This is a genomic window from Burkholderia sp. M6-3, from assembly GCF_050858985.1.
GTDB lineage: Bacteria > Pseudomonadota > Gammaproteobacteria > Burkholderiales > Burkholderiaceae > Paraburkholderia > Paraburkholderia caledonica.
The window spans coordinates 3,307,522-3,334,069 of sequence record NZ_CP110090.1; the positions used below are offsets into that span (position 1 = coordinate 3,307,522).

Consider the following 26,548-nt stretch of genomic DNA (forward strand, 5'->3'; position numbering starts at 1 on the left):
GACAACTGACAGAGCGGCGCGGCCGGGCCGCGCCACGCGCCGCCCGACGCACCCGAGTACTGAAACCGACAGGATCGAATCACCGCCTTGAAAACCACTCAGCCGCATCTGGAATTCACTGCTCCGCGCGACGACAACGCGCGGCTCGCCAACCTCTGCGGACCGCTCGACGAAAATCTGCGGCAAATCGAGCAGGCGCTCGACGTGACGCTGCAACGCCGCGGACATCGCATTACGATTCGCGGACGCGGCGCCAAGCTTGCGCTTACCGCTCTCGAAAACTTCTACAACAACGCGCGCGAGCCGCTGTCGGTCGACGACATTCAGCTTGCGCTCGTCGAAGTGCGCCACCCGGCGCGGCATCGCACCAACGGCAACGGCAATGGCGACGAAGCGGGCGAGCCGGGCTTTCCCGGCAATCCCGACCATCCGTTCGACCAGCCCGCCGACAGCGACGAAGACGACCTCGAAGAACTCGGTCCGAAACTGTACACACGGCGCGCCGATCTGCGCGGCCGCACGCCGGCGCAGCGCGAGTATCTGAAGCAGATCATTTCTCACGACGTCACGTTTGGCGTCGGTCCGGCCGGCACGGGCAAGACCTATCTAGCGGTCGCCTGCGCGGTTGACGCGCTCGAACGCGATCAGGTCAAGCGCATCGTCCTCACGCGCCCGGCCGTCGAAGCGGGCGAGCGTCTGGGCTTTCTGCCGGGTGATCTCGCGCAGAAGGTCGATCCGTACCTGCGTCCGCTGTACGACGCGCTCTACGATCTGCTGGGCTTCGACAAAACCGCCAAGATGTTCGAGCGGCAAATGATCGAAATCGCGCCGCTCGCGTACATGCGCGGCCGCACGCTGAATCACGCGTTCATCATTCTCGACGAAGCGCAGAACACCACGCCCGAGCAGATGAAAATGTTCCTCACGCGGATCGGCTTCGGCTCGAAGGCCGTGGTGACCGGCGACACGACTCAGGTCGACTTGCCGCGCGGGCACAAGAGCGGGCTCATCGAAGCGCAGCAGGTTCTGTCCGACGTGCGCGGGATCGCGCTCACGCGCTTCACCAGTGCGGACGTGGTGCGGCATCCGCTCGTCGCACGAATTGTCGAGGCGTACGACGCGCATTCGCAGAAAACTGCCAACCCGGCGGATTCGCGTTAATGCGGCTCGACGCAACCGATAATCCGCTGAATGCGCGGCCCACGGACCGGCTGTGTTCCGCGCCTCGCTTCACGCATCACTTCAAACCAGCATGACCCGCGCCCCTAAACTGACGCTGAACCTGCAATTCCCCGCGGCCAAGGCGTGGCCCGAGCACAAGGCACTGCTGCCTCGCGCCACCGTGGCAAGCTGGATCAAGGCTGCGCTTTTCGCGGACGGCGAGCTGACCGTGCGTTTCGTCGACGCGGAAGAAGGCCGGACGTTGAACCGCACGTATCGCGGCAAGGATTATTCGACCAATGTGCTGACTTTCGCTTACGCGGAATCGGCAGACGATCCGGTGACGGGCGATCTGATCCTGTGCTGCCCCGTCGTGGAGAAAGAAGCCGCCGAGCAGGGCAAACCGCTCCTCGCGCACTATGCGCATCTGCTCGTGCACGGCACGCTTCACGCTCAAGGCTACGACCACGAAGTCGAGGAAGAAGCCGAGGAAATGGAAGCGATCGAAACGGAAATTCTCGGCAAGCTCGGCTTTCCCGACCCTTATCGCTAACCGTCGCCCGGACCGAACCGTGAGCTCATCCTCCTCTGACGCCGACACGCGAACGCCCTGCCCGGACTATCCTCCCGCGCTCGGCGAGTCGCGGCTGCTGACGGACGAGGAGTTGCGCGCGTCGCTCGAATGCACGCTGCGCGATTGGGATCGACAGAGCGACTTATGGCTGTTCGGCTATGGCTCGCTGATCTGGAATCCCGGACTGCCCACCGTCGAAGCCACGCGCTCGAAGGTGCATGGTTATCACCGGGGCCTGTATCTCTGGTCGCGCGTAAATCGGGGCACGCCGGAACAGCCGGGCCTCGTGCTCGCGCTCGATCGCGGCGGCTCCTGCACGGGCATTGCGTTTCGTCTCGCGGCGCAAGGCGCCATGCCGCATCTCGAAGCGCTCTGGCGCCGCGAGATGGCGATGGGTTCGTACCGGCCAGCATGGCTGCCGTGCCTGCTCGCCGACGGTCGGCGCGTCGATGCACTTGCGTTCGTCATGCGCCGCGACGTGCCGAGTTACACGGGCAAGCTGGGCGACGAAATTGTCAAAACGGTGTTCGGCTGCGCACGCGGCCGCTATGGCACGACACTCGACTATGTGAGCCGCACGGTTCACGCGCTGCGCGAAAGCGGCATGCCGGACCGGGCGCTGGAAGCGCTACTCCAGCGCTGTCAGGCCGACAGCGACGAGCCCGCTTCCGCGGGCGCTGAGATGCGCAGGCAGCCGCAAGCGGGTAAGTGAGGCTCAACAAAGCGTCAGTAAGCGCTAGTTGAGCGCCGCGCCGTTTTTTGTTCCGAAACGCTTTCCATCCGGTAATCAGTTAGGATTGACCCATGGCCCGCGCCTTGCGGCGCAACGGTGTCAGCCCGGTTTCATTCATCGCCAAGTGCGGCGGGACACGGTCCTGCCATGTGCCTGGTGTATCCTTAATGCTCTGCAACAGCGCGCCCAGTCTTGCCGGGCGCACTACCATGAACGACACGTATCCCAGTCGACGCCACACCGACAAACCGCAGGAAAAACGCTCGCTGCTCGAGCGTCTTACCGATTTCATCTCGCCCGAGCCCGACTCGCGCGCCGAACTTCTGGAAATTCTGCAGGACGCGCACGAGCGCAACCTGATTGACGCCGACTCGCTGTCGATGATCGAAGGCGTATTCCAGGTCACCGAACTCAGCGCACGCGACATCATGGTGCCGCGCGCGCAAATGGACGCGATCAACATCGCGGACAATCCCGCAGAATTCATCCCTTACGTGCTGGAAAAAGCGCATTCGCGCTATCCGGTGTATGAAGGCAATCGCGACAACATCATCGGCGTGCTGCTGGCGAAAGACCTGCTGCGTTACTACGCGGAAGAAGAGTTCGATGTGCGCGGCATGTTGCGCCCCGCCGTCTTTATCCCCGAATCAAAGCGGTTGAATGTGTTGCTGCACGATTTCCGGGTGAATCGCAATCACCTCGCGGTGGTGGTCGACGAATACGGCGGCGTAGCCGGTCTCATCACTATCGAGGACGTGCTGGAACAGATCGTCGGCGATATTGAAGACGAATACGATTTCGACGAAGAAAGCGGCAACATCATCGCCTCGCCGGACGGACGCTTCCGTGTGCGGGCGCTGACCGAAATCGAGCAGTTCAACGAGGCATTCGGCACACACTACCCGGACGAAGAAGTCGATACGATCGGCGGACTCGTCACGCATCACTTCGGGCGCGTCCCGCATCGCGGCGAGAAGGTTCGCATCGACGATCTCATTTTCGAGATTCTGCGGGGCGACGCCCGCCAGGTTCACATGTTGCTTGTGCGGCGCGACCCGCTTGCCGGTCAGCGCGAGCGCGAAGCGCAGCACGTGCAAACCTGAGCACCTGAGCGACCCGGCTGCTCCCGCTTCAAGCCGCCGATGCCTACCCGCCGGCTCAGCGGCCTGACTTTTCAATTTGCCACTCCTCACGCCGACCGCGCAACAATGGCCGACCCGATTACTTCCCGCTCCCGTCACGGCACGAGCGCTTCTGCCGCCAGACCCACGCGAGCGCGCACGCTTCCCCGCTGGCATTATCTCGTCGCGCTGGCGGCCGGCGCGGCCAACACGCTGTCGTTCGCACCCACGCCGCATGGCGGCTGGCTCGAACTTGTCATCTTCGTGTTTTTCTTTGGCTGGCTGACGCGCACCACGGGCTGGAAAAGTGCTGCCCTGACAGGCGGCGCGTTTGGCTTCGGCAACTTCGTGAGCGGCGTCTGGTGGTTGTACGTCAGCATGCATTTTTTCGGCGGCATGCCAGCGCCGCTTGCCGGCACGGCTCTCGTGCTGTTTTCGCTTTATCTCGCGCTGTATCCTGCTTTGGCCGCGGGCATCTGGTCGTTCTGCGCCGGTCACGCCCGCAATGGGTCGTCGAGTACCGATACGCCGTTCTCGCCGACGTGGCATGGAGCGCTCGCGTTCGCCAGCGCATGGGCGATCGGCGAATGGTTGCGTGGCACGGTGTTCACCGGTTTTCCGTGGCTCTCTAGCGGCTACGCGCAAGTCGACGGCCCGTTCGCGGGATTTGCGCCGCTCGCGGGCGTGTATGGCGTCGGTTGGGTGCTCGCGCTCGCAGCGGCGTTGGTCGTGCAGGCGGTCGTTGCTCTGCTGCGCCGTCGGCGCGAGGCTCGCGAGGCTGCGTCCAGCGGCGAGCATACCCGCGGCGGCACTTCGCGGATTGCCGCGCCGGCCGGCGTCGCGCTGGCGTTGATCGCGGCAGGCCTGCTGCTGCCGCTCGCCAAGTGGACTGTTCCTGCCAACGCGCCGTTGTCCGTGCGGCTCCTGCAAGGCGACGTCAAACAGGAAATGAAGTTCGAGGAAGCGGGCATGCGCGCCGCCATCGATCAGTATCAGCAGATGATCACCTCGAAGGCCGCCGACCTCATCGTCACGCCGGAGACGGCCATTCCCGTGCTGGCGCAGCAGTTGCCGGCGCCGTTCGCGTCGGCGGTGCGCAGCTTCTCGGACTCCACCGGCAGCGCGATCCTGTTTGGCGCAATTGGCGGCTCCGTCACGCCCGAAGGCCGCGTGGTCGACTACACGAACAGCCTGTTTGGCGTGACGCCCGGCACACGCGACATCTACCGCTACGACAAGCATCACCTGGTACCGTTCGGCGAGTTCGTACCGTGGGGCTTTCGCTGGTTCGTCAACCTGATGAGCATTCCGCTCGGCGACTTCGCCCGCGGCGGTCCGGTGCAAAAGCCGTTCATCGTGCACAACCAGCCGGTCGCGGTCGACATTTGCTACGAAGACATTTTCGGCGAAGAAATTGCGCGGACCATCCGCGAAAGCGATACGCCGGCGGGCGTGCTGATCAACTCGACCAATCTCGCCTGGTTCGGCGACACGATCGCGCTCGACCAGCACTTGCAGATAGCGCGCATGCGCTCGCTCGAAACCGGCCGCCCGATGCTGCGTGCGACCAACACGGGCATGACGGCAGCGATCGACGCCGACGGCAAGGTGCTCGGACGGCTCACGCCCTATACGATCGGTTCTCTCGACGTCACCGTGCAAGGCACGGCCGGCCGTACGCCATATGTGACGAGCGGCAATAACACGGTGCTCGCCGTTTCGTTATTCCTACTCGCATTTGGCTTTGCTTTCGGGCCGGGCAGGACCTTCCGGAGAAACGGTAAATCCGGGAACGGTGAAGCATAAGCAATAAAAAAACGCGCGCTGCGGCATGGCCGCAAGCGCGCGTTTGGTGAACCACGCGAGCGTTACTGATTCGAAGCAATACGCTGCTGAATATGCTGCGCGCGTGCAGGCGACGCCGGGTGCGAACTCAACATACTCGATTTTCCGCCGTCTATTTGCGCGAGTTTGTTGAATGCCGTGACAAGGCCCGACGGATCGAGATTTTTCTTTTTCTGCAAATCGAACGAATAGTCGTCGGCGGCACTTTCCTGAGTTTGCGAGAACTGCGCGTTAATCAGCTTTTCGGAAAAATCGCCCAATTGCGAACCGGACAGCGCACCCGCAACGCCGCCCGCCGAAGAAGCGACCGAACGCGCCGCCGATGTCGCATACGCAACCTGCATTGCCTTCTTCGTATGGCCGAGCGCCACGTGGCCCATTTCATGGCCGACCACGCCGCGCACCTCGTTGTCGTTCATCATGTCCATCAGACCGCTGTACACGCGCACGCAACCGTTAGCCATTGCCCACGCGTTGACGTCCTTCGTCATGTACACCTTGTAATTCACCGGCGTGCCGTTGATATTGTCGCCCAATTGCGCGGCAATCTTGTTTACACGCTTCTGGTATTTGCTATTAGCGGGCGCGATCGTGTTTTCGCTGTCGAGTTGCGCGCACGATTTGTCGGTCAGCGTGCGCACGTCGGCGTCGGAAAGCGTAGCCGCTTGCGTGACCAGCTGGCCCGATTGAACCAGTGCCGACGGATCCAGGCTGCTCACATTCGAGCACGCGGCAAACAGCGAGCAGGCGGAGGCGGCAATAACAAAGCGATACGTTTTCATCATGAAAGTCTCTTTGTGGTGTATTCGTTTTGACGACGCATAACGCGTCGCCTATTCGCAATGGCCGCTTTCGGCGCTGAAACATGCCGGATAAATAACCGTAGAACCATTCCCCACGCGGCAGACGAAAAAAAGCGCCTGACGGGAGGCGCTTTTTTACCACAAACGAAAGCATTAATTCATTATTTTGAAAGACTGATTAACGCAATTTTGCAAACTTGCTGTAATCGCGGGCAACCTGCTTTATCGGCTCAGTCAGTTAACCGGCACAGTATCAATAAACGACGGGCGCAACGAAAGCTTCTGAAAATGCTTGTCGAGATTCGGGTGCGACTCGCGCCAGTTCAGTTCGGGCATGCGGAAGTCGAGATAGCCCAACGCGCAACCCACGGCGATATCGGCGAGCGTGTAGTGATTTCCCGCGCACCACGGCTTGCTGCCCAGCCCCTGAGACATGGCAACGAGCGATTCGTCGATCTTGCGCTGCTGCCGCGCCACCCACGCGTCGACCCGCTGCTCCGGCGTGCGCTGCGTGCTTTCAAGGCGGATCAGCACGGCGGCGTCCAGCAAGCCGTCGGCGAGCGCTTCCCAGCAACGCACCTCGATGCGCTCGCGCCCCGCTTGCGGAATCAGCTTGCCGACCGGCGACAGCGTGTCCACGTATTCGCAGATCACGCGCGAGTCGAACACTGCTTCGCCATCTTCCATCACGAGGCACGGGACTTTGCCGAGCGGATTGAAGGTGTGGATGCGGGTATCCGGCGCCCAGACGTTCTCGGGCACCAGCTCGTAGTCGATCTTCTTGTCGGCCAGCACGATGCGCGCTTTGCGCACGAACGGGCTGGCGAGCGAACCGATGAGTTTCATCATTGCCATCTGCCTTTTTCTGAATCCGGCGAAAGTATAAGTGCTTGGCGCCTTGCGCGAGCGGCCCGTGCGCTCTCTGCGAGCCGCATGCACGTCCGCTGTGGATGGATTGCAACATTGCCGCGCCGCCCGGGCGCCGTCTAGCCGGCCGAACGGCCAACGCGCCGGTCGTTCGGCGTCGGCATAGGCACGAAATGACTCTGTGCATTGGGCGCTACAATCGCACGATGAACCAGCCGACCGAACCCACCATTGCCATCGACGTCTACCGTACACGCCGCGAGCGCGTACTCGCCGCGCTGCGCGCAGCGGGCGGCGGTGTCGCCATCGTGCCGACCGCGCCCGAAGCGCTGCGAAACCGCGACGCGGATTATCCGTACCGGCACGACAGCTACTTCTACTATCTGACCGGCTTCACCGAGCCCGAAGCGCTGCTCGTGCTCGACGCAAGCGCCGCAACCGGCGAGCCCGCGTCCATCCTGTTCTGCCGCGAGAAAAATATCGAGCGCGAAACGTGGGAAGGCTTCCGTTTCGGGCCCGACGGCGCGCGGGTAGCCTTCGGATTCGACGCCGCGTTTCCGTTCGGCGAAATCGACGCGCACATGCCAAGGCTGCTCGCGGACAAGCCGTCGCTGCACTACGCGCTGGGCGCGTCGGAGAAACTCGACGGCCAGGTGCGCAGCTGGCTCGAGGCCGTGCGCGCTCAAGGCCGCAGCGGCGTCGCGGCGCCCATGGCCGCGCGCGATCTCGTGCCGCTGCTCGACGACATGCGGCTCATCAAGGACGACCACGAACTGGCGATCATGCGCCGCGCCGGACAGATTTCCGCGCAGGCGCACCGCCGGGCGATGACGGCGTGCCGCCCCGGCGTGCGCGAGTACGAACTCGAAGCGGAGCTGCTCTACACGTTCCGCAAATTCGGTGCGCAGGCGCCCGCCTATACGTCGATCGTCGCGGCCGGCGCCAATGCTTGCGTGCTGCACTATCCGGCCGGTAACGCGATTGCGCGGGATGGCGATCTCATCCTGATCGACGCGGCCTGCGAACTGGACAGCTACGCATCCGACATCACGCGAACGTTCCCGGCAAGCGGCCGCTTCACGCCGGCGCAGCGCGAGCTTTACGACATTGTGCTCGCCGCGCAGCAGGCGGCTGTCGACGCAACGCGCGTCGGCGCGAGCTTCGACGATCCGCATCAGGCCGCCGTGCGCGTGCTGTCGCAAGGCTTGCTGGACACGGGCATTGTCGAGCGCAACAAATTCGCTTCTGTCGACGACCTGATCGCCGAGCGCGCCTACGCGCCGTTCTATATGCACCGCACCGGTCACTGGCTCGGCATGGACGTGCACGATGTCGGCGACTACCGTGAACGCGGCGCGCCGCGCGACGAAGCTGGCGCGTTGCCCTGGCGCACGTTGCAGGCTTCGATGACGCTGACGATCGAGCCCGGCTTGTATATCCGCCCGGCCGAAGGCGTGCCCGAGCGCTACTGGAACATCGGCATTCGCATCGAGGACGATGCGATCGTCACGCCAGCAGGCTGTGAACTGATGACGCGCGACGTGCCGGTCGCCGCCGACGAGATCGAAGCGCTGATGCGCGACGCCCGCGGCTCATGAAACGAGGAAGTAACCCGCAATGAACGATGTCTCCCCGTCCACGGTGATCCTGAGGCCGGCCGCACTCGATCAGGCATTCGATTTCGACGTGACGATCGTGGGCGCCGGGCCGGTGGGGCTCGCGCTTGCCGGTTGGCTGGCACGCCGCAGCGCGACGCGCGCGCTCAAAGTCGGCCTCGTGGACGCCCGCGAGCCCGAAGATTCGATTGCCGATCCGCGCGCGATCGCCGTCTCGCACGGCAGCCGCATGATCCTGGAGCCGCTGCGCTGGCCCGCCGACGCCACCGCGATCCAACGCATCCACGTATCGCAGCGCGGTCGTTTCGGCCGCACGCTGATCGACCACGCTGAGCACGGCCTGCCGGCGCTCGGCTATGTGCTGCGCTATGGCTCGATCGTGCATGGCCTCGCCGAGGCCGTGCACGCGACGCCGGTGCACTGGTTCCGCTCGACCTCCGCCGCCGCGCCCATTCAGGAAAACGACGGCGTCACGCTGCCGATCGAAACCGCCGGCGTCACGCGCCGCTTGCGCACACGGATTCTTGTGAACGCGGAAGGTGGCCTGTTCGGCGACCAGAAAAGCGGGCACGGCGGCGCAAAGAGGCGCGCAGCCGCGGCCGTCGGCGCAAGTACCGAGAACGACACCGAAGCAGACGACGGGCGCGACCCCGAAGCGCACACGCGCACATCGGCGTCGAACGACGCCGGCGAGCATGCCGGCAAACGCTCGGACAAACAGGGCACGCAGAGCACGCGCGACTACGGGCAAACAGCGCTGGTCGGCACGGTGACCGTGTCGGCGCCGCAACCGCATGTCGCGTGGGAACGCTTCACGCCCGAAGGCCCGATCGCGTTGCTGCCGATGGGCGGCGTGCGTGGCGCGGACTACGCGCTCGTGTGGTGCTGCTCGCCGGACGAAGCCGCGCGCCGCGCGCAACTCTCCGACGACGATTTCCTGCACGAACTCGGCAGCGCGTTCGGCGGTCGCATGGGACGCTTCACGCACATCAAGGGGCGCGCGTCGTTCCCGCTCGGCCTGAACGCCGTCGATACGCTCGTCAAGGGTCGCGCTGTCGCAATCGGCAATGCAGCGCAAACGCTGCATCCGGTAGCGGGTCAAGGGCTCAATCTCGGCTTGCGCGACGCGCATGCGCTCGCCGACGCGTTGTCGGCGGAAGGTCCCACGCCGCTCGCGCTCGCGACGTTCGCGCAGCGCCGCGCGCTCGACCGCCGCATGACGATCGGTGCGACCGACACGCTCGCGCGTCTTTTCACCGTCGACTTCGCGCCGCTCGCGATCATGCGCGGCCTCGCGCTGACCGCGCTCGAATTCGTGCCTCCTGTGAAAACCGCGCTCGCGCGTCAGATGATGTTCGGGCAACGCCGCTGAGCAAAGACGCGCGGCTCGCATCCCGGTCTACGCGCGGCTCCGCTTTCGTCGCGCCTTTGCCGCCCGAGCCTGGTTCGGCGAGCAGCCAGAACTCTATGACGCCGACCACTTTCATAGAAGATTTAATGGGTTACAGCACTCGCAGGTCCGGTGCGGGTTATCTGTTAACGCTAAAATAGCGATTTTCCCTCGCATTTCGCGAACGCTCCGATTGACAACACTGTGCAATCGGTCGCTGGCGCGTCCATGTCATGCCCACTCTCGGCCCGCACAATCTACGCAATAACCTGTTCGTCGCGCCCATGGCCGGCGTGACCGACCGTCCGTTCCGGCAGTTGTGCAAACGGCTGGGCGCGGGCTATGCCGTGTCCGAAATGGTCGCGTCGAACGCGCAGTTGTGGAAAAGCGAGAAGACCATGCGCCGCGCGAATCACGCGGGCGAGGTCGAGCCAATCGCCGTGCAGATCGCCGGCGCCGATCCCGCCATGATGGCCGAAGCGGCCCGCTACAACGTGGCGAACGGCGCGCAGATCATCGACATCAATATGGGCTGTCCGGCCAAAAAGGTCTGCAATGTGGCGGCCGGCTCGGCCCTGTTGCAGAACGAGCCGCTCGTGCAGCGCATTGTCGAGGCGGTGGTGAGCGCGGTGGGCGTCGGTCCCGACGCGGTGCCGGTCACGCTGAAAATCCGCACCGGCTGGGATCGCGAGAACAGGAATGCGCTGAACGTCGCGCGCCTCGCGGAAAACGCCGGCATTTCGATGCTGACCGTGCACGGCCGCACCCGCGCCGACCTGTATCACGGCGACGCTGAATACGAGACCATCGCTGCAGTAAAGGCGGCGGTGCGAATTCCGGTGGTCGCCAACGGCGACATAACGTCGCCGGAGAAAGCGCGCCACGTGCTTGCCGTCACGGGCGCGGACGCCATCATGATCGGCCGCGCGGCGCAGGGGCGCCCGTGGCTGTTCCGCGAGATCGAACATTTCCTGCAGACGGGCGGGTTGTTGCCGCCGCCGCGCATCGACGAAATCCAGCAGGTCATGAACGAGCACCTGGAAGATCACTACGAGTTCTACGGGGAATTTACCGGCGTTCGCACTGCGCGCAAGCACATCGGCTGGTACACTCGCGGCCTTTCCGGCGCCAACGTGTTCCGGCATCGCATGAATACGCTGGACACCACGCGCGAACAACTCCTCGCCGTCAACGAGTTTTTCGACGCACAGAAGGCGATCTCCGACCGCCTCGTCTACGTCGACGAAACCGTCGGCAACTCCGGCCCAGACAATACGGGCGAGGACCACACAGACCGACTAGCAGCATGAGCAAGAATAATATCGAACAATCTGTCCGCGACAGCCTGGGCGTGTACTTCCAGGATCTCGACGGCTCGAATCCGCACGACGTGTACGACATGGTGATTTCGTGCGTTGAAAAACCCCTGCTCGAAGTGGTGCTCGAGCAGGCCGGCGGCAATCAGTCGCTGGCCGCCGAGTATCTCGGCATCAACCGCAATACGCTGCGCAAGAAGCTGCAACAGCACGGTTTGTTGTAGCTCGAAGTAGTTTTCTCGCGCCCTGCCACGTTTCCCTTCGGCTTTTCGTCTTCATCATGATCAAGCAAGCGCTCATCTCCGTTTCCGACAAGTCCGGCATCGTCGACTTCGCCAAGTCGCTGTCGGATCTCGGTGTCAAGATCCTGTCGACCGGCGGCACCGCGAAACTGCTCGCGGACGCCGGCCTCTCCGTCACCGAAGTCGCCGACTACACGGGCTTCCCGGAAATGCTCGACGGGCGCGTGAAGACGCTGCATCCGAAGGTGCACGGCGGCATTCTCGCGCGCCGCGACCTGCCGGAACACATGGCCGCGCTCGAGAAGCACGACATTCCGACCATCGATCTGCTGGTCGTGAACCTGTACCCGTTCGTGCAGACGGTGTCGAAAGAAGAATGCTCGCTGGAAGACGCAATTGAGAACATCGACATCGGCGGCCCGACCATGCTGCGCTCCGCCGCGAAGAATCATCGCGATGTGACCGTGGTGGTCGATCCCGCTGATTACGCGGTCGTCCTCGAGGAAATGCGCGCGAACAGCAACGCGGTGTCGTACAAGACGAACTTCCGTCTCGCGACCAAGGTGTTCGCACACACCGCGCAGTACGACGGCGCGATCACGAACTATCTGACGAGTCTCACCGACGAACTGCAGCACGCGTCGCGCAACGCCTATCCGGCGACCTTCAACCTCGCCTTCAACAAGGTGCAGGATTTGCGCTACGGCGAAAACCCGCATCAGAGCGCCGCGTTCTATCGCGACCTGTCGGTGCCGGCCGGCGCGCTCGCGAACTACAACCAGTTGCAAGGCAAGGAACTGTCGTACAACAACATCGCCGACTCCGACGCGGCGTGGGAATGCGTGAAGACCTTCGACGTGCCGGCCTGCGTGATCGTCAAGCACGCGAATCCGTGCGGCGTGGCGGTCGGCGCGGACGCGAACGAAGCCTATTCGAAGGCGTTCCAGACCGATCCGACGTCGGCGTTCGGCGGCATCATCGCGTTCAATCGCGAAGTGGATGAAGCGGCGGCGCAAGCGGTGGCCAAGCAGTTCGTCGAAGTGCTGATCGCGCCGTCGTTCAGTGCCGAAGCGCGCCAGGTTTTCGCGGCGAAGCAGAATGTGCGCTTGCTTGAAATCGCACTGGGCGAAGGCCATAACGCGTTCGATCTGAAGCGCGTGGGCGGCGGCCTGCTGGTCCAATCACTCGATTCGAAGAACGTGCAGCCGCGCGAGCTGCGCGTGGTCACGAAGCGTCATCCGACGCCGAAGGAAATGGACGACCTGCTGTTCGCATGGCGCGTGGCGAAGTACGTGAAGTCGAACGCAATCGTGTTCTGCGGCAACGGCATGACGCTCGGCGTCGGCGCCGGCCAGATGAGCCGCGTGGACTCGGCGCGCATCGCGAGCATCAAGGCGCAGAACGCCGGTTTGAAGCTGAGTGGCTCGGCGGTCGCGTCGGACGCGTTCTTCCCGTTCCGCGACGGCCTCGACGTGGTCGTGGCAGCGGGCGCGACCTGCGTGATCCAGCCGGGCGGCTCGATGCGCGACGACGAGGTGGTGAGCGCCGCTGACGAACACAACATCGCGATGGTGTTGACCGGCGTGCGTCATTTCCGGCATTGATTCGGGTTTGACGAGCGGCGTGTCATTGCAACATCCGCAGTAGGCGACGATAGAACGGCCCGGTGGAATTTTCCGTCGGGCCGTTTTGTTTCCGGACGCCCGGGCAACGCCGACTGAGTCGTCAGTCCGGGGGATCCTTGCGCTCGTAGCCGTCCCTCACGTCCGGGTGCTGGCTGATGTAGGTGCCAAGGCCCTCGCCTTGCTTCGCGAGGCGCTTGAGCGCAGCAACATGTTTCGCGCCGACGCTCTGTTTCGAATACCAGTAGGTCGTGCCCGAGTTGAAGCGAGCGGCGACGAAGTTATCGCCGATTTCGTAAGCCACGACGCCCGATTTTCCGCTCCTGTTCCCATAGCGCTGCATGTGCGATCGCCTCCCTGTGCCCACGGCAGCAGTTTTTATTCCGCCTGCCCCGCCACATGCGGACCGCCGCGCGGCGTGTGTGTTGTAGTATCGCAGGCACTTGGTTTTAACCGCATCTGCGGCACTTCATGAGAATTCTCGGCATCGACCCCGGCTTGCGCGTGACCGGCTTCGGCGTGATCGATCAAAGCGGTCACACACTGAGCTATGTCGCGAGCGGCATCATCAAGACCGCTGACGCCGATTTGCCGTCGCGGCTCGGCACTATCTTCGAGGGTATCTCGACGCTGATTCGGCAGCACTCGCCGGATCAATCGGCGATCGAAAAGGTGTTCGTCAACGTCAATCCGCAATCCACGTTGCTGCTCGGCCAGGCGCGCGGCGCGGCCATCTGCGGACTCGTCGCGGGCGGCGTGCCGGTCGCCGAATACACTGCCCTGCAGCTGAAGCAGGCGGTAGTCGGTTACGGCCGCGCGACCAAGGAACAGATGCAGCAGATGGTCGTGCGCCTGCTCAATCTTTCTGGCGTGCCGAGCACCGACGCCGCCGACGCGCTCGGCATGGCCATTTGTCATGCGCATGGCGGCACGACATTGAGCACGCTAGGTGGCATCGCGCCATCGCTTGCAAAGAAAGGACTGCGCGTGCGGCGCGGGCGTCTGGTTGGCTAATATTTCTGTGCCGCCCGCCGTTTCCGTGCCGCCCGCCGCTTTTTTCGCTTGATGCAATGACTGGCCTTAAGCGGCGCACACGCCCTGCGCTACACTCGCCCTTTCTCTCGAATCTGAATTCGCCATGATCGGTCGCATTGCCGGCGTTCTGCTGGAAAAAAACCCGCCGCATCTGCTCGTCGACTGCAACGGTGTCGGCTATGAAGTCGATGTGCCCATGAGCACGTTCTACAACTTGCCGTCCACCGGCGAACGCGTGGTGCTGCTCACCCAAATGATCGTGCGAGAAGACGCGCATCTGCTCTACGGCTTCGGCACGACGGAGGAACGCTCCACTTTCCGCGAGTTGTTGAAAATCTCGGGCATCGGCGCGCGCATGGCGCTAGCCGTGCTGTCCGGCATGAGCGTGCACGAGCTTTCGCAGACCGTCACGCTGCAGGACGCCGCGCGCCTCACGCGCGTACCTGGCATCGGCAAGAAAACGGCAGAGCGACTGCTGCTCGAACTGAAGGGCAAGCTTGGCGCGGACCTCGGCGCGATGGCCGGCGCGGCGTCGGCATCGGATCACGCATCCGACATTCTCAACGCACTGCTCGCATTGGGCTACTCGGAGAAAGAAGCGTTGGCGGCGATCAAGAACGTGCCGGCCGGCACCGGCGTTTCGGAAGGCATCAAGCTCGCGCTCAAGGCGTTGTCCAAGGCCTGAAGCCGGGGTCTCGGCGGCGGCCTCGCCGTGCTCGGGCAATGACGCCCGCGTGATGTGAGGTCGTCTATCGGGTCGACGCGCATTGGCCATTCGGCCGGGTTTCCCGACCGTCCTCGCGCGGTACAATGACCACATGATCGAAACCGACAAACTCGCCGCCGAGCGCATCATCGCGGCCACGCCCGTCTCGCCGAACGAAGAAGCGTTCGAACGAGCGTTGCGACCGCGCCAGCTCGAAGAATATGTCGGGCAGGAAAAAGTGCGCGGTCAGCTGGAAATCTTCATTGAGGCAGCCAAGCGCCGCTCCGAATCGCTCGACCACGTGTTGCTGTTTGGGCCGCCGGGCTTGGGCAAAACCACGCTCGCGCACATCATCGCGCGGGAAATGGGCGTCAATTTGCGGCAAACTTCCGGTCCGGTGCTGGAGCGCGCCGGCGACCTGGCCGCGCTGCTGACCAATCTCGAAGCCAACGACGTGTTGTTCATCGACGAAATTCACCGGCTTTCACCGGTCGTCGAAGAAATTCTGTACCCCGCGTTGGAGGATTATCAAATCGACATCATGATCGGCGAAGGGCCGGCCGCGCGCAGCGTCAAGCTGGACTTGCAGCCGTTCACGCTGGTCGGTGCGACTACCCGCGCGGGTATGCTGACCAATCCGCTGCGCGATCGCTTCGGCATCGTTGCACGGCTGGAGTTTTATAACGCCGAGGAACTCGCGCGCATCGTCACGCGTTCGGCTTCGCTGCTGAATGCGCAGATTCATCCTGACGGCGCGTTCGAAATCGCCAAGCGTGCGCGTGGCACGCCGCGTATCGCCAACCGGCTGCTGCGCCGCGTGCGCGATTTCGCCGAAGTCAAAGCCGACGGCAACATCACCGCCCAAGTCGCCGACGCGGCGCTCAGAATGCTCGACGTCGACGCGGTTGGCTTCGACCTGATGGACCGCAAGCTGCTGGAAGCGATTTTGCACAAGTTCGACGGCGGACCGGTCGGCGTAGACAACCTTGCAGCGGCCATTGGCGAAGAACGCGACACTATTGAAGACGTGCTCGAGCCGTATCTGATCCAGCAAGGCTTCCTGCAACGCACGCCGCGCGGCCGTGTGGCCACGCTGCTGACTTACCGGCACTTCGGGCTCGCGGCGCCGGACGCGTCCAGCACGTTGCCTGGGCTGTGGGACTCGGCTGCGACCTGAAGCCGGATCTCGGCGCGAGCGGCTATTCCGGGGCCGGTTGAGCAGCCTGGCGCGCGTGCCGGCCGTCGCGGCCTGTTATCAAATTAACGGGATGAACGGCGTGTTCGAACGCCCGCGTCGTCGGCTACTGCGGCGCGCGGCATCGGATCTTCGCTCAACGGCGTGACACGAGTTCACGTAGCGTGGCGCGAGTGATTAACACCCCGGTTCCGGACCCTTCTTCAAGCTATCGTCGGCGCCAGGCGCGTCGAGATGCGCGATGTCTCCCCACGACACCACCGTCGCACGGCCGTTGTCGAAGTCCACCACATTCACGCTAGTGTTCAGCAGCGTGTAGTCACGCGGCGCATCGAGCGGTAAACCGCATGCAAAGCGACGCACACAATCGAGCACGCCACCGTGCGCGACGCAGGCTATTCGCCCGCCCGGATGCGCGGCGACGAGCGGTTCGATCGCGTGCAGCACGCGGTGGTAGAACGCGCGCTGCGACTCGCCTGCCGGCGGCGTGAAGCCGGGGTCGCGGGTTTGCCAGTGTGCGTATTCGTCCGGGAAACGCGCGGCGATTTCGTCACTGTCGTGACCCTGGAACGCGCCGTATGAGCGCTCGCGCAACCCTTCGCGCAAATGCACGGGAAAACCTAACGCGTCCGCGACGGGTTGCGCGGTTTGCCGCGCGCGCTGCAAGTCGCTCGAATAGATCGCATCGAGCCGCGCGCCGTGCTTCACTTCATCGGCGATGCGGCGTGCGAGGCTTTGCGCCTGCGCAAGTCCCACCGCCGCGAGCGGGATGTCGATGTGCCCTTGAATGCGTTTGATGCGGTTCCAGTCGGTCTCGCCGTGCCGGATAAACAGAATCTGCGTGGTCATGGGATCCAGTTGGGCGCTGTTGGCCGGTTGTGCCGAACCGCTATGGTTGCAAGAGCTGCGCGAAACTCAGGCGTTGGTCTGCAGCCAGAACGTGACCGGCCCGTCGTTGACGAGCGACACCTGCATCTCGGCGCCAAATTCGCCGGTCTCGACGATAGGATGCTTTGCACGAGCCGCCGAAACAAAGTAGTCGAACAGGCGTTTGCCCTCGTCTGGCGGCGCGGCCGGCGTGAAGCTCGGGCGCAAGCCGCTGTTGGTGTCCGCGGCCAACGTGAACTGCGAAACCAGCAGCAGGCCGCCAGCGCGGCCGGCGCCGTCCAGGTTTTGCACAGAAAGATTCATCTTGCCTGCGGCGTCGCTAAACACGCGGTAGCCGAGCACTTTGGCGAGCAGACGGTCGGCCGCCGCTTCGGTGTCGCCGCGCTCCGCGCACACGAGCGCGAGCAGGCCCGCGTCGATCGCGCCTGTCACGCGGTCGGCCACGCGCACTTCGGCGCGCCGCACGCGTTGGATCAACGCGATCATCGGGCCGGCTCCGGCTGCGAGGGTCGTTTCATTGCCCGCACACTTACGCAGTCAGCGTGACGCGCGCAAAGCGGCGCTTGCCGACCTGCACGACGTACTCGCCCGACTCGACCTTCAGGCCCTTGTCCGACACGGTCGCGCCGTCGATCTTCACACCGCCCTGCTCGATGTTGCGCAACGCTTCGCTCGTCGACGGCACAAGGTTGGCCTGCTTGAGCAATTGGCCGATAGCTAGCGGTGCGCCTGCCAGCATCACCGCCGGAATATCGTCCGGCACGCCGCCCTTCGCGCGGTGGTTGAAGTCTTCCAGTGCACGCTCGGCATCGGCCTGCGAATGAAAGCGCGCGACGATTTCCTGGCCCAGCATGACCTTGAAGTCGCGCGGATTGCGGCCGGCCTCGATCTCTTTCTTGAAGCCTGCGATTTCGTCCATTGGACGGAACGACAGCAATTCGAAGTAGCGCCACATCAACACGTCGGAAATGCTCATCAGCTTGCCGAACATCTCTGTCGGTTTTTCGCTGATGCCAATGTAGTTGTTCTTCGACTTCGACATCTTCTCGACGCCGTCGAGGCCTTCGAGCAGCGGCATCGTCAAAATGCACTGCTGCTCCTGGCCGTACTGCTTCTGCAGTTCGCGACCGACCAGCAGGTTGAACTTCTGATCGGTGCCGCCGAGTTCCAGATCGGCATTCAGCGCGACCGAGTCATAACCCTGCATCAGCGGATACAGGAATTCGTGGATAGAAATCGGCACGCCGCTCTGAAAACGCTTGGTGAAATCTTCGCGTTCGAGAATTCGAGCGACCGTGTAGCGCGACGCGAGCTTGATCATGCCGTCGGCGCCGAGCGGCATCGACCACTCGCTGTTGTAGCGGATCTCGGTCTTCTCGCGGTCGAGCACCAGCGCGGCCTGCTCGAAATACGTCTTCGCGTTCGATTCGATCTGCTCGCGCGTGAGCGGCGGGCGCGTGGCATTGCGGCCCGACGGGTCGCCGATGAGCGACGTGAAGTCGCCGATCAGAAAAATGACGGTGTGACCGAGATCCTGCAACTGCCGCATCTTGTTCAGTACGACCGTGTGGCCGATATGAATGTCCGGCGCGGTCGGATCGAGCCCGAGCTTGATACGCAGCGGCGTGCCGGTCGCCGCGCTCTTCGCGAGTTTTTGCGCGAATTCTTCTTCGATCAGCAATTCGTCGACGCCTCGCTTGGTGACGGCGAGCGCGTGACGGACTTCGTCGGTGATCGGGAAGGCGGGGGCGGCGTTAGGCTTGGTGGACTCGGTGCTCATGCTGGAAACGGGAAGTCGCGGAAAAGGTAGATTGTCCCATAGATGCGCGCCGCCGCGCCCACCGGCAGGGGCAACGCGCCCCCTGCCGGTGCGAGTTGCAGGTCGCATCCCAACTGCAGCGCGTCGCTTCGGCAGGGACGCGCTTTATATTCGAGGGCGCTTGCATCGATAATCTGCTAAAACCTTCGCAAAGCAGCGGCAATGAAAGAGCAACGAACCATGACCAAGAGCAGCAACGTGGCGCAAGACCCCGCAGACGGCGTCTACTTTGGATTAATGTCCGGCACCAGCATGGACGGTGTGGACGGCGTGGCTGTCCGGTTCGCGCAAGGGAAACCGCCCCTGGTGCTGGCCGAGGCGTTCGTCGGCTTTGCAGCCGGCTTGCGCGACGCATTGTTCGCGCTGCAGCAGCCGGGCGAGAACGAGATCGAAAGGGAAGCGCTGGCCGCCAACGCGCTCGCCACGCGCTATACGGTGTGTTGTCACGAGCTCCTGCGCGGCTGCCACGTTTCCGCCGCCGAAGTGCGCGCGATCGGCGTGCATGGGCAGACGGTGCGGCACAGGCCGGAAAAAGGCTACACGCGGCAGATCAACAACCCGGCGCTGCTCGCCGAGATGATGCATATCGACGTGGTCGCCGACTTCCGCAGTAGGGACGTCGCGGCTGGCGGCCAGGGCGCGCCGCTCGTGCCGGCGTTTCATGCGACCATCTTCGGCGCGAAAGACGAGACGCGCGTGGTGTGCAATCTTGGCGGCATCAGCAACATCACCATTCTGAATGCGACCGGCAGCGTGCGCGGCTTCGATTGCGGGCCGGCGAATGCACTTCTCGACGAATGGGCGCAGCGCCATCTCGGCAAGCCATTCGACGAAAACGGTCAGTTCGCGGCAAGCGGCCAAGTGGACCAGTCACTGCTGAATGCGCTGCTCGACGAGCCGTTTTTTGCGCAACAGCCGCCTAAAAGCACCGGACGCGACCTGTTCAACGCCGAGTGGCTCGACGCCAAACTGCGCCCGTTTGGGGACCTCGCGCCGGCCGACGTGCAAGCGACGCTGGTCGCGCTGACCGCTGTGACAGTGGCGCGGGAGATCGAGCGGCACGCGCCGGACGCCCGAGCGGTTTACGTGTGCGGCGGTGGTGCGCGCAATCCGGAGATATTGAAGGCGCTGCAGCAGGCACTGGAAGACAGCGGCGTAAGCGGCGTTCCCGTGATGACGACCGACGCCCTCGGCGTGCCGCCGAGCCAGGTCGAGCCGCTGGCCTTTGCATGGCTCGCGATGCGCTGTGTCGCGCGCCTGCCGGGAAGTTTGCCGGCTGTTACCGGCGCGAGCGCGGAACGCGTGTTGGGAGCAATTTACCCGCGTTGACGCGGTGGTCGTCGAGCGAGCGCGGTGGCCCACGTCGCGCGGGCGCGCGTCTCGTCGGCGTGCACAGGCAATAAAAAACGGGGCGCGAAGCCCCGTTGCTTTCCAACGCTTTGTGTGTCCGTTGTCAGACCGAGAACGACGAACCGCAACCGCACGTGGTCGTCGCATTCGGGTTCTTGATCACGAACTGCGCGCCGTTGATATCGTCCTTGTAGTCGATCTCAGCGCCGACCAGATACTGGTAGCTCATCGAGTCGATCAACAATTGCACGCCGCTCTTGTTCATGACGGTGTCGTCTTCGTTGACGGCTTCGTCGAACGTAAAGCCGTACTGGAAGCCGGAACAGCCGCCGCCCTGCACGAAAACGCGCAGTTTCAGGTCCGCATTGCCTTCTTCTTCGATCAGTTGCTTGACCTTGTCAGCCGCTGCGTCGGTAAAGACGAAGGGGGCGGGCATCTCGGTCACGGGTGTGTCGGTGACTGCGTTCATTCGAACTCTCCAAAAAGCTTCTAACCGCTATTGTAGGGCTGATCTCAATATCGTGCCGAAGCCCACAAAATCAATGGGTTCTTAGAGTCGCCCTGATCGACGCTGCCGTTGCGCGCGCAGTCTGCCTACATTGGCGCCGCAACGGGCCGAGCAGCGACCGCGCCATTACCCAATTGGCGCCAATGATCATAAAAAAAAGCCGCCTTCGCGACAGCGTTGGCGGCTTTTTGCTGCGTTCCGACCCTGGAGCCGGTGCGCACCCGAAGCGATTAACGCTTCGAGAATTGCTTCCTGCGACGTGCCTTGTGGAAGCCGACCTTCTTACGTTCGACTTCACGAGCATCACGCGTAACGAAGCCAGCCTTCGACAGTTCCGGCTTCAGCGTTGCGTCGTAGTCCATCAGCGCGCGGGTGATGCCGTGGCGAACCGCACCGGCTTGACCCGTTTCACCGCCACCGTTCACGTTGACCTTGATGTCGAACGTGACGCCGTGGTTCGTGAGTTCCAGCGGTTGACGAACGATCATCAGCGACGTTTCGCGCGAGAAGTAATCGGCGATAGGCTTGCCGTTCACAATGATCTCGCCCTTGCCTGCCTTGATGAACACGCGTGCGACGGCGCTCTTGCGGCGGCCCGTGCCGTAATTCCAGTTACCGATCATGTGGGCTCCCCTTAGATCTCGAGCGCTTTCGGCTGTTGCGCCGAATGCGGATGCGTTGCTTCAGCGTAGACCTTCAGCTTCTTGATCATCGCGTAGCCGAGCGGGCCCTTCGGCAGCATGCCCTTGACCGCTTTTTCGAGCGCGCGGCCCGGGAAGCGTTCCTGCATCTTGCCGAACGTCGTTTCATAGATACCGCCCGGGTAGCCCGAGTGGCGATAGTACTTCTTGTCAGTAGCCTTGTTGCCCGTGACCTTCAGCTTGCCGGCGTTGATAACGATGATGAAATCACCGGTGTCGACGTGCGGAGTGAATTCAGGCTTGTGCTTGCCGCGAAGACGGTGTGCCACTTCGCTGGCGACACGCCCGAGAACCTTATCCGTCGCGTCAATCACGTACCATTCGCGCGTCACCTCATGGGCTTTTGCGGAAAACGTCTTCATGATCGATCCAAAAAAATTGCTGCGCCCAATGTGTTTTTTCCTGCTTGTAGTGTGCGCATCGAGGCGCGTGCAGGCTCTCCCTGTTCTTCCTCCGCGGGCGCGAATGCGGAAAAGCCCTGAATTATAAAGGAATTTGCGACGTCAAGTCAAAACGTGCTGGACTTGGTACCAAATCTGCCCTCGTGGACCTTCGGAGCGCGTAAGAACTAGGCGAAAAAAAACCCGAACAAGTGGTTCGGGTTTAATCCACCAAAGGAGGAGGTGGAGGAGACAGCGGAGGTTGCGAACTGCCGCAACCGATGACGCAATTATATGAAGCAAGCTTGTGCAACGCAAGAACATTTGCAATGTGAAATGTGATTTCATAATGCGGTGCACGGGTGTCAAAAGAAACGTCCGCTCAAGTAGTTACAGCGGCGAGCCATACGCGGTTCTGCGACGCAAGCCAGCGCTACTAGAGTAAAACCCCTAAACACCGGAAAATCTTCCGAACGTCGTCCCAACATGCCGCGGTGCAGCATGAGAGACGTCGATTCGCATATTTGGCTCGCGAGTCGCCTCGGGCGGATGCTGGATCGCCGGGCTACAATGCCGTCTCGATATAGCGATGCGCGGTGGAGTACAGCATGGAATGCAAAGTGAGCTGGATGGGGCAAGACGGGATGGCGTTTGCTGCTGAGACGGGCAGCGGCCACCTGGTTGCGATGGACGGCGCGCCCGAGGGCGGCGGCCGCAATCTCGCACCGCGTCCGATGGAAATGGTTCTGCTCGGCACGGGCGGTTGCACCGCCTACGACGTCGTGATGATCCTGAAGAAAAGCCGCCAGGAAATCGCGGGCTGCTCGGTGACGCTAAAGGCCGAGCGCGCCAGCGAAGATCCGAAAGTGTTCACGAAGATCCATTTCCACTTCACCGTGACCGGCAAGAATCTGAACCCGGCCACCGTGGAACGCGCGATCAACCTGTCGCACGACAAATACTGCTCGGCGTCGATCATGATCGCGAAGACGGCCGAACTCACGCACTCGTTCGATATTGTGGCGAACTGAGCGCAGTGTCACGGCGAAAGCACGAGCCGCGCGGGCTGTCCTGGCCGAAGCCCCGCACGGAGAAACGAAAAATGCCGGCGCTCTGAAAAGACGCCGGCATTTTTTATGAGGTGGCAAAGCAGGCCGATAAGCCGGATTCTGTGCACGCGCAACGTCCGAGGACGCGACGCGCGTGGCAGCCATTCCTCTAGGCGAGTCATTACTGACACGCTCAAGCTTCCTACCCGCAGACGAGACGGGGGCCCCGTCCTGCATCTCGAAGATGCGCGCCTGCCTACTTGGAATTGCTCCGGGTGGAGGTTACCGTGCCGGTCTGCCTTGCAGCAGCCGCGGTGCGCTCTTACCGCACCGTTTCACCCTTACCTGATCCCGACTTGCGCCGGGCCATCGGCGGTTTGCTTTCTGTTGCCCTGTTCCGCGTGTCGCCACGGATGGCCGTTAGCCATCACCCTGCCCTGTGGAGTCCGGACTTTCCTCGCCCTCTTTGGCCGAAGCCGCTGAGGCCGCGACTGCCTGGCCTGCTTTGCTGGCGCCGATTTTAACATCTGCGCGCCGGCCGGAGCGGAACACAGACTTATCGTCGTAAAACCCGGGGGTCTCGTTGTCGGGCCACCAGCCCGGAATTCCGAGCACCGGAAGCGGCGCGAACAGCCTGCTCGTCAGCGCGTCGGTGGTCAGCAACGCGGCGCTGACGGCCTCGTCCAGCCACGCGTCGCGGGCGGCGGCGTTCCATTCGAAGTATGCCGACGGTACGTCGACGATCCATGCATGCCCGGTGCAACCCTTGAACGGCGCGATGAGTTTTTCCAGCAGCGCATGGCCGAAGCAGCGCACCTCACAACTCGAACCCCATGCGTCGCGCCGCTGGAGCAGTAACGTCTGCCAGTCGAAGCCGCGCAGCGCGGCGCTCAACGCTGGATCGCTACACGCAAACAGCAGTGCGTTTTCGTCGAAGAGAGTCAGCGCATCGCGCACCCTGCCGCGCGTCGAGCCGACGCCGAGCAGGTCGATCGCCGCCGACTGCCGTGTATTGAGCGCGGCCTTGATGCGCGGGAAGGCGAACCACATCGACGCGTTGAAGAAGTCGTGCAGATTGTGGCGTGTCGGCACGCAGCCAGTCGACGCGATGTGCCCTTCGTAGGCGGCGCCAGGCGGGAGTTCGTCCTGCGCGATGAACGCAAGACGTTGGCCACGGCCCGTGGTCTGACACGTGCCGGCGGCGTCGGCATTCATTTCGGCGAGCAATGCGGCGTAACTCGTAAGTGCGGCCCGCTGCCAGCGCTGGCCGCGTCCGGCGAACTGCGCGAACCACGGCTTTGACCAGTCGATGGCGGCGAAGCGCGCCCCGGCGTCCGCTGCCGGCACCGGTTCTGCACCCACCTGTGCCGCCGCGCCTTCGCCGTCGACCACACCCGAGCCCGCTTCACTCTGCATCTAGCAAAGCCTCAAATCAGCCGCCAACCGATCGACTCACCGCCGCGCAGCGGTACAACAGGCGTATCGCCGACTGGCAGTTCAGCAGGCAACGTCCACTCTTCCCGACGCAGCGTGACCTTCTCCTGATTGCGCGGCAGACCGTAAAAGTCCGCGCCAAAGAAGCTCGCGAAGCCTTCGAGCTTGTCGAGCGCGCCCGCCTGGTCGAAGGCTTCGGTGTACAGCTCCAGCGCGTGCAGCGCCGTATAGCAGCCGGCACAGCCGCAAGCGTGCTCCTTCAAACCCTTCGGATGCGGCGCGCTGTCGGTACCCAGGAAAAAACGTGGATTACCCGAGATTGCCGCTTCGACCAGCGCGACGCGGTGCGTCTCGCGCTTGAGCACCGGCAGGCAGTAGTAATGCGGGCGAATGCCGCCCTGGAAAATCGCGTTGCGGTTGTACAGCAAGTGGTGTGCGGTGATCGTCGCGCCGAGGAGGTTCGGCGCAACGCCTGCTTCGCGGATGTAGTCGACCGCGTCTTTGGTGGTGATGTGCTCGAACACCACCTTCAGCGCGGGGAAGTCGCGGCGCAACGGCGTCATGACCCGGTCGATGAACACCTTTTCGCGGTCGAACAGATCGATCGACGAGTCCGTCACTTCGCCATGCACGAGGAGCGGCATGCCGGTCTCCTGCATCACTTCGAGCGTTTTCGCGCACTTCATGATGTCGGTCACGCCGGCGTCCGAGTTGGTCGTAGCGCCCGCCGGGTACAGCTTCACGCCATGAACGAAACCACTGTCGCGGGCGCGGCGGATTTCGTCCGGCGGCGTGTTGTCCGTCAGATACAGCGTCATTAGCGGCTCGAATTTTGCGCCGGCCGGGATGGCGGCCACGATGCGCTCGCGGTACGCCTGCGCCATCGCCGTGGTCGTGACCGGCGGCTTCAGATTTGGCATGATGATCGCGCGAGCGAACTGGCGGGCTGTGTCCGGCAACACGGCTGCAAGCATTGCGCCGTCGCGCACATGCAAGTGCCAGTCGTCCGGGCGTGCGAGCGTGATCGAGTCGCGGGAATCAGGGGAAGCGTTGGAATCGGTCATGGCGAGAGGAGAGCGAGAGCGGAACAGGGGCAGCTGAAAATGCGAGCAATGCGCCAGCAATGAGGTCAAACCGCCGTGTTGCGGCCTGAACACACGTCTATTTTGCTATTTGGCGTTTCTGGCTCGGTGATATGCTTGGACAATCATCATTGTAACGGCTCGCCCCGTTCACAGGCTTACCCGCAACATGTGCCAACTTCTCGGAATGAACTGCGCCGCGCCGACGGACGTCACGTTCTCGTTCACCGGCTTTGCGGCGCGAGGCGGCGTCACCGATCACCACGCCGACGGCTGGGGCATCGCCTTCTTCGAAGACAAAGCATGTCGCCTGTTCATCGACCATCAATCGTCGGCCACCTCGCCGATCGCCGAAATGGTCAAGCGCTATCCGATCAAGTCGAAGAACACCATCGCGCATATTCGCAAGGCGACGCAAGGGCACATCCTGCTTGAAAACTGCCACCCGTTCATGCGCGAACTGTGGGGACGCCACTGGATCTTTGCGCACAACGGCGATCTGAAAGACTTTTCGCCGGTGCTTTCGGGCGTCTATCAGCCAGTCGGCACGACGGACAGCGAGCTTGCTTTTTGCGCATTGCTCGAGGGTCTGCGCAAGGCGTTTCCCGGCGCGCAGCAACCGCCGCTCAATGAACTCTTCGCCGCGCTCGAAACACTCACGCGCGAGATTACGCAATTCGGCGTGTTCAATTTTCTGATGTCGAATGGCCAGGCGCTGTTCGCGCATTGCTCCACGCATCTGCACTACATCGTGCGGCGCTGGCCTTTTTCTACCGCGCATCTGGTCGACGCCGACGTCTCGATCGACTTCGCCAAATACACCACGCCCGAAGACCGCGTTGCGGTAATCGCGACGCAGCCGCTGACCGACAACGAGGTGTGGAGCGCGTTCGAACCCGGCGATCTGTTGATGTTCCAGCACGGCGACGTCATTGGCCGCGTCAATGTGCCTGTGCCGGCTTCGGTGCTGGAAAAGCTTCGCAACCCAGCGCTGGATGCGTCCGCTTCGGCGAGCACGATCGCGGCATCAACGCCGGCCGCCCCCGCCATAGAAGCCGAAGTCGATCTCGAAGCGGCGGACGACGCCGCGGCGTTCGAGTCCTGATCACAC

The 26,548-nt window shown here is 63.1% G+C and carries 26 protein-coding genes, 1 other RNA gene and 1 pseudogene; 16 read left to right on the forward strand and 12 right to left on the reverse strand.

The features are described from left to right. Positions 1-87: 87 nt before the first annotated feature. The 5 genes from OH764_RS14350 to lnt all read left to right on the forward strand — a co-directional run bounded on the left by OH764_RS14350 (position 88) and on the right by lnt (position 5,395). Positions 88-1,161 (forward strand): PhoH family protein, encoded by a 1,074-nt coding sequence (locus tag OH764_RS14350; RefSeq protein ID WP_020069283.1) that lies wholly within the window; start codon positions 88-90, stop codon positions 1,159-1,161. A 91-nt stretch (positions 1,162-1,252) separates the two neighbouring features. Then, positions 1,253-1,714, forward strand: coding sequence for an rRNA maturation RNase YbeY (gene ybeY, locus OH764_RS14355; protein WP_498847242.1), 462 nt, complete (start codon positions 1,253-1,255; stop codon positions 1,712-1,714). A gap of 19 nt (positions 1,715-1,733) precedes the next feature. After that, on the forward strand, positions 1,734-2,447 hold the full coding sequence (locus OH764_RS14360) for a gamma-glutamylcyclotransferase (RefSeq protein WP_498847243.1): 714 nt from the start codon (positions 1,734-1,736) through the stop codon (positions 2,445-2,447). Positions 2,448-2,677: 230 nt separating this feature from the next. Continuing rightward, a complete protein-coding gene (locus OH764_RS14365) occupies positions 2,678-3,571 on the forward strand; it encodes a CorC family transporter (protein WP_027778836.1) in 894 nt (297 codons plus the stop codon). Between the two features lie 105 nt (positions 3,572-3,676). Next, a complete protein-coding gene (gene lnt, locus OH764_RS14370) occupies positions 3,677-5,395 on the forward strand; it encodes an apolipoprotein N-acyltransferase (RefSeq protein WP_498847244.1) in 1,719 nt (572 codons plus the stop codon). Positions 5,396-5,457: 62 nt separating this feature from the next. Here the strand turns inward: lnt and loiP are convergent, their stop codons facing one another. Beyond that, entirely contained in the window at positions 5,458-6,216 is a 759-nt protein-coding gene (loiP, locus tag OH764_RS14375; RefSeq protein ID WP_498848832.1) for a M48 family metallopeptidase, read from the reverse strand. A gap of 255 nt (positions 6,217-6,471) precedes the next feature. Further along, positions 6,472-7,092: a glutathione S-transferase C-terminal domain-containing protein gene (locus OH764_RS14380; protein ID WP_087752497.1), complete on the reverse strand. Its 621-nt coding sequence runs from the start codon at positions 7,090-7,092 to the stop codon at positions 6,472-6,474. A 218-nt stretch (positions 7,093-7,310) separates the two neighbouring features. On the opposite strand from OH764_RS14380, the gene OH764_RS14385 reads away from it, so the two are divergent. The 5 genes from OH764_RS14385 (at position 7,311) to purH (ending at position 13,272) form a co-directional block, all read left to right on the forward strand. Continuing rightward, positions 7,311-8,702, forward strand: a complete 1,392-nt coding sequence (locus tag OH764_RS14385) for a Xaa-Pro aminopeptidase (protein ID WP_498847245.1) — start codon at positions 7,311-7,313, stop codon at positions 8,700-8,702. Positions 8,703-8,721: 19 nt separating this feature from the next. After that, positions 8,722-10,092, forward strand: coding sequence for a UbiH/UbiF/VisC/COQ6 family ubiquinone biosynthesis hydroxylase (locus OH764_RS14390; protein WP_498847246.1), 1,371 nt, complete (start codon positions 8,722-8,724; stop codon positions 10,090-10,092). Between the two features lie 251 nt (positions 10,093-10,343). After that, positions 10,344-11,420 carry a tRNA dihydrouridine synthase gene (gene dusB / locus OH764_RS14395; RefSeq protein ID WP_498847247.1) on the forward strand — a complete coding sequence of 359 codons (1,077 nt, stop codon included), beginning with the start codon at positions 10,344-10,346 and terminating at the stop codon, positions 11,418-11,420. Next, positions 11,417-11,650 (forward strand): Fis family transcriptional regulator, encoded by a 234-nt coding sequence (locus OH764_RS14400; protein ID WP_020069294.1) that lies wholly within the window; start codon positions 11,417-11,419, stop codon positions 11,648-11,650. Before dusB ends, OH764_RS14400 begins: the two co-directional genes overlap by 4 nt. A 56-nt stretch (positions 11,651-11,706) precedes the next feature. Next, on the forward strand, positions 11,707-13,272 hold the full coding sequence (gene purH / locus OH764_RS14405) for a bifunctional phosphoribosylaminoimidazolecarboxamide formyltransferase/inosine monophosphate cyclohydrolase (RefSeq protein WP_498847248.1): 1,566 nt from the start codon (positions 11,707-11,709) through the stop codon (positions 13,270-13,272). 121 nt (positions 13,273-13,393) lie between these two features. On the opposite strand, the gene OH764_RS14410 is transcribed toward purH, so the two are convergent. Next, the gene (locus OH764_RS14410) at positions 13,394-13,633 is read right to left on the reverse strand and encodes a hypothetical protein (protein WP_087752493.1); all 240 of its coding nucleotides are present in this window, start codon (positions 13,631-13,633) and stop codon (positions 13,394-13,396) included. Positions 13,634-13,761: 128 nt separating this feature from the next. Between OH764_RS14410 and ruvC the strand changes: the two genes are divergently transcribed. From ruvC to ruvB, 3 genes are all read left to right on the forward strand, one after another. Continuing rightward, a complete protein-coding gene (ruvC, locus tag OH764_RS14415; protein ID WP_020069297.1) occupies positions 13,762-14,304 on the forward strand; it encodes a crossover junction endodeoxyribonuclease RuvC in 543 nt (180 codons plus the stop codon). 124 nt (positions 14,305-14,428) lie between these two features. Further along, entirely contained in the window at positions 14,429-15,010 is a 582-nt protein-coding gene (gene ruvA, locus OH764_RS14420; protein ID WP_020069298.1) for a Holliday junction branch migration protein RuvA, read from the forward strand. Positions 15,011-15,143: 133 nt separating this feature from the next. Then, positions 15,144-16,208 carry a Holliday junction branch migration DNA helicase RuvB gene (gene ruvB / locus OH764_RS14425; protein WP_020069299.1) on the forward strand — a complete coding sequence of 355 codons (1,065 nt, stop codon included), beginning with the start codon at positions 15,144-15,146 and terminating at the stop codon, positions 16,206-16,208. A 195-nt stretch (positions 16,209-16,403) separates the two neighbouring features. On the opposite strand, the gene OH764_RS14430 is transcribed toward ruvB, so the two are convergent. From OH764_RS14430 to tyrS, 3 genes are all read right to left on the reverse strand, one after another. Then, a complete protein-coding gene (locus OH764_RS14430) occupies positions 16,404-17,075 on the reverse strand; it encodes a histidine phosphatase family protein (RefSeq protein ID WP_498847249.1) in 672 nt (223 codons plus the stop codon). Between the two features lie 66 nt (positions 17,076-17,141). Continuing rightward, positions 17,142-17,600, reverse strand: a complete 459-nt coding sequence (gene dtd, locus OH764_RS14435; protein ID WP_392394370.1) for a D-aminoacyl-tRNA deacylase — start codon at positions 17,598-17,600, stop codon at positions 17,142-17,144. A 43-nt stretch (positions 17,601-17,643) separates the two neighbouring features. After that, on the reverse strand, positions 17,644-18,894 hold the full coding sequence (tyrS, locus tag OH764_RS14440) for a tyrosine--tRNA ligase (RefSeq protein WP_498847250.1): 1,251 nt from the start codon (positions 18,892-18,894) through the stop codon (positions 17,644-17,646). Between the two features lie 219 nt (positions 18,895-19,113). Between tyrS and OH764_RS14445 the strand changes: the two genes are divergently transcribed. Beyond that, positions 19,114-20,262: an anhydro-N-acetylmuramic acid kinase gene (locus tag OH764_RS14445; RefSeq protein ID WP_498847251.1), complete on the forward strand. Its 1,149-nt coding sequence runs from the start codon at positions 19,114-19,116 to the stop codon at positions 20,260-20,262. A gap of 124 nt (positions 20,263-20,386) precedes the next feature. Here OH764_RS14445 and erpA read toward each other — a convergent pair whose 3' ends face one another. The 3 genes from erpA to rplM form a co-directional block, all read right to left on the reverse strand. Beyond that, positions 20,387-20,752: an iron-sulfur cluster insertion protein ErpA gene (gene erpA / locus OH764_RS14450; protein WP_007180424.1), complete on the reverse strand. Its 366-nt coding sequence runs from the start codon at positions 20,750-20,752 to the stop codon at positions 20,387-20,389. 269 nt (positions 20,753-21,021) lie between these two features. Next, entirely contained in the window at positions 21,022-21,414 is a 393-nt protein-coding gene (gene rpsI, locus OH764_RS14455) for a 30S ribosomal protein S9 (RefSeq protein ID WP_007180423.1), read from the reverse strand. An 11-nt stretch (positions 21,415-21,425) separates the two neighbouring features. Then, positions 21,426-21,854, reverse strand: a complete 429-nt coding sequence (gene rplM, locus OH764_RS14460; RefSeq protein WP_020069304.1) for a 50S ribosomal protein L13 — start codon at positions 21,852-21,854, stop codon at positions 21,426-21,428. Positions 21,855-22,480: 626 nt separating this feature from the next. Here rplM and OH764_RS14465 point away from each other — a divergent pair. Further along, complete coding sequence (locus OH764_RS14465) at positions 22,481-22,903, forward strand: OsmC family protein (protein WP_025602559.1); 423 nt, start codon at positions 22,481-22,483, stop codon at positions 22,901-22,903. Between the two features lie 111 nt (positions 22,904-23,014). Here the strand turns inward: OH764_RS14465 and rnpB are convergent. From rnpB to pyrC, 3 genes and pseudogenes are all read right to left on the reverse strand, one after another. Beyond that, an RNA gene (gene rnpB / locus OH764_RS14470) (RNase P RNA component class A) lies at positions 23,015-23,428 on the reverse strand. Between the two features lie 24 nt (positions 23,429-23,452). Further along, positions 23,453-24,337 (reverse strand): annotated as a pseudogene (locus OH764_RS14475) (DUF3025 domain-containing protein); the annotation flags it as partial. 11 nt (positions 24,338-24,348) lie between these two features. Beyond that, positions 24,349-25,419 (reverse strand): dihydroorotase, encoded by a 1,071-nt coding sequence (gene pyrC, locus OH764_RS14480; protein ID WP_498847252.1) that lies wholly within the window; start codon positions 25,417-25,419, stop codon positions 24,349-24,351. 187 nt (positions 25,420-25,606) lie between these two features. On the opposite strand from pyrC, the gene OH764_RS14485 reads away from it, so the two are divergent. Further along, positions 25,607-26,542 (forward strand): class II glutamine amidotransferase, encoded by a 936-nt coding sequence (locus OH764_RS14485; RefSeq protein WP_498847253.1) that lies wholly within the window; start codon positions 25,607-25,609, stop codon positions 26,540-26,542. Positions 26,543-26,548 lie beyond the last annotated feature (6 nt).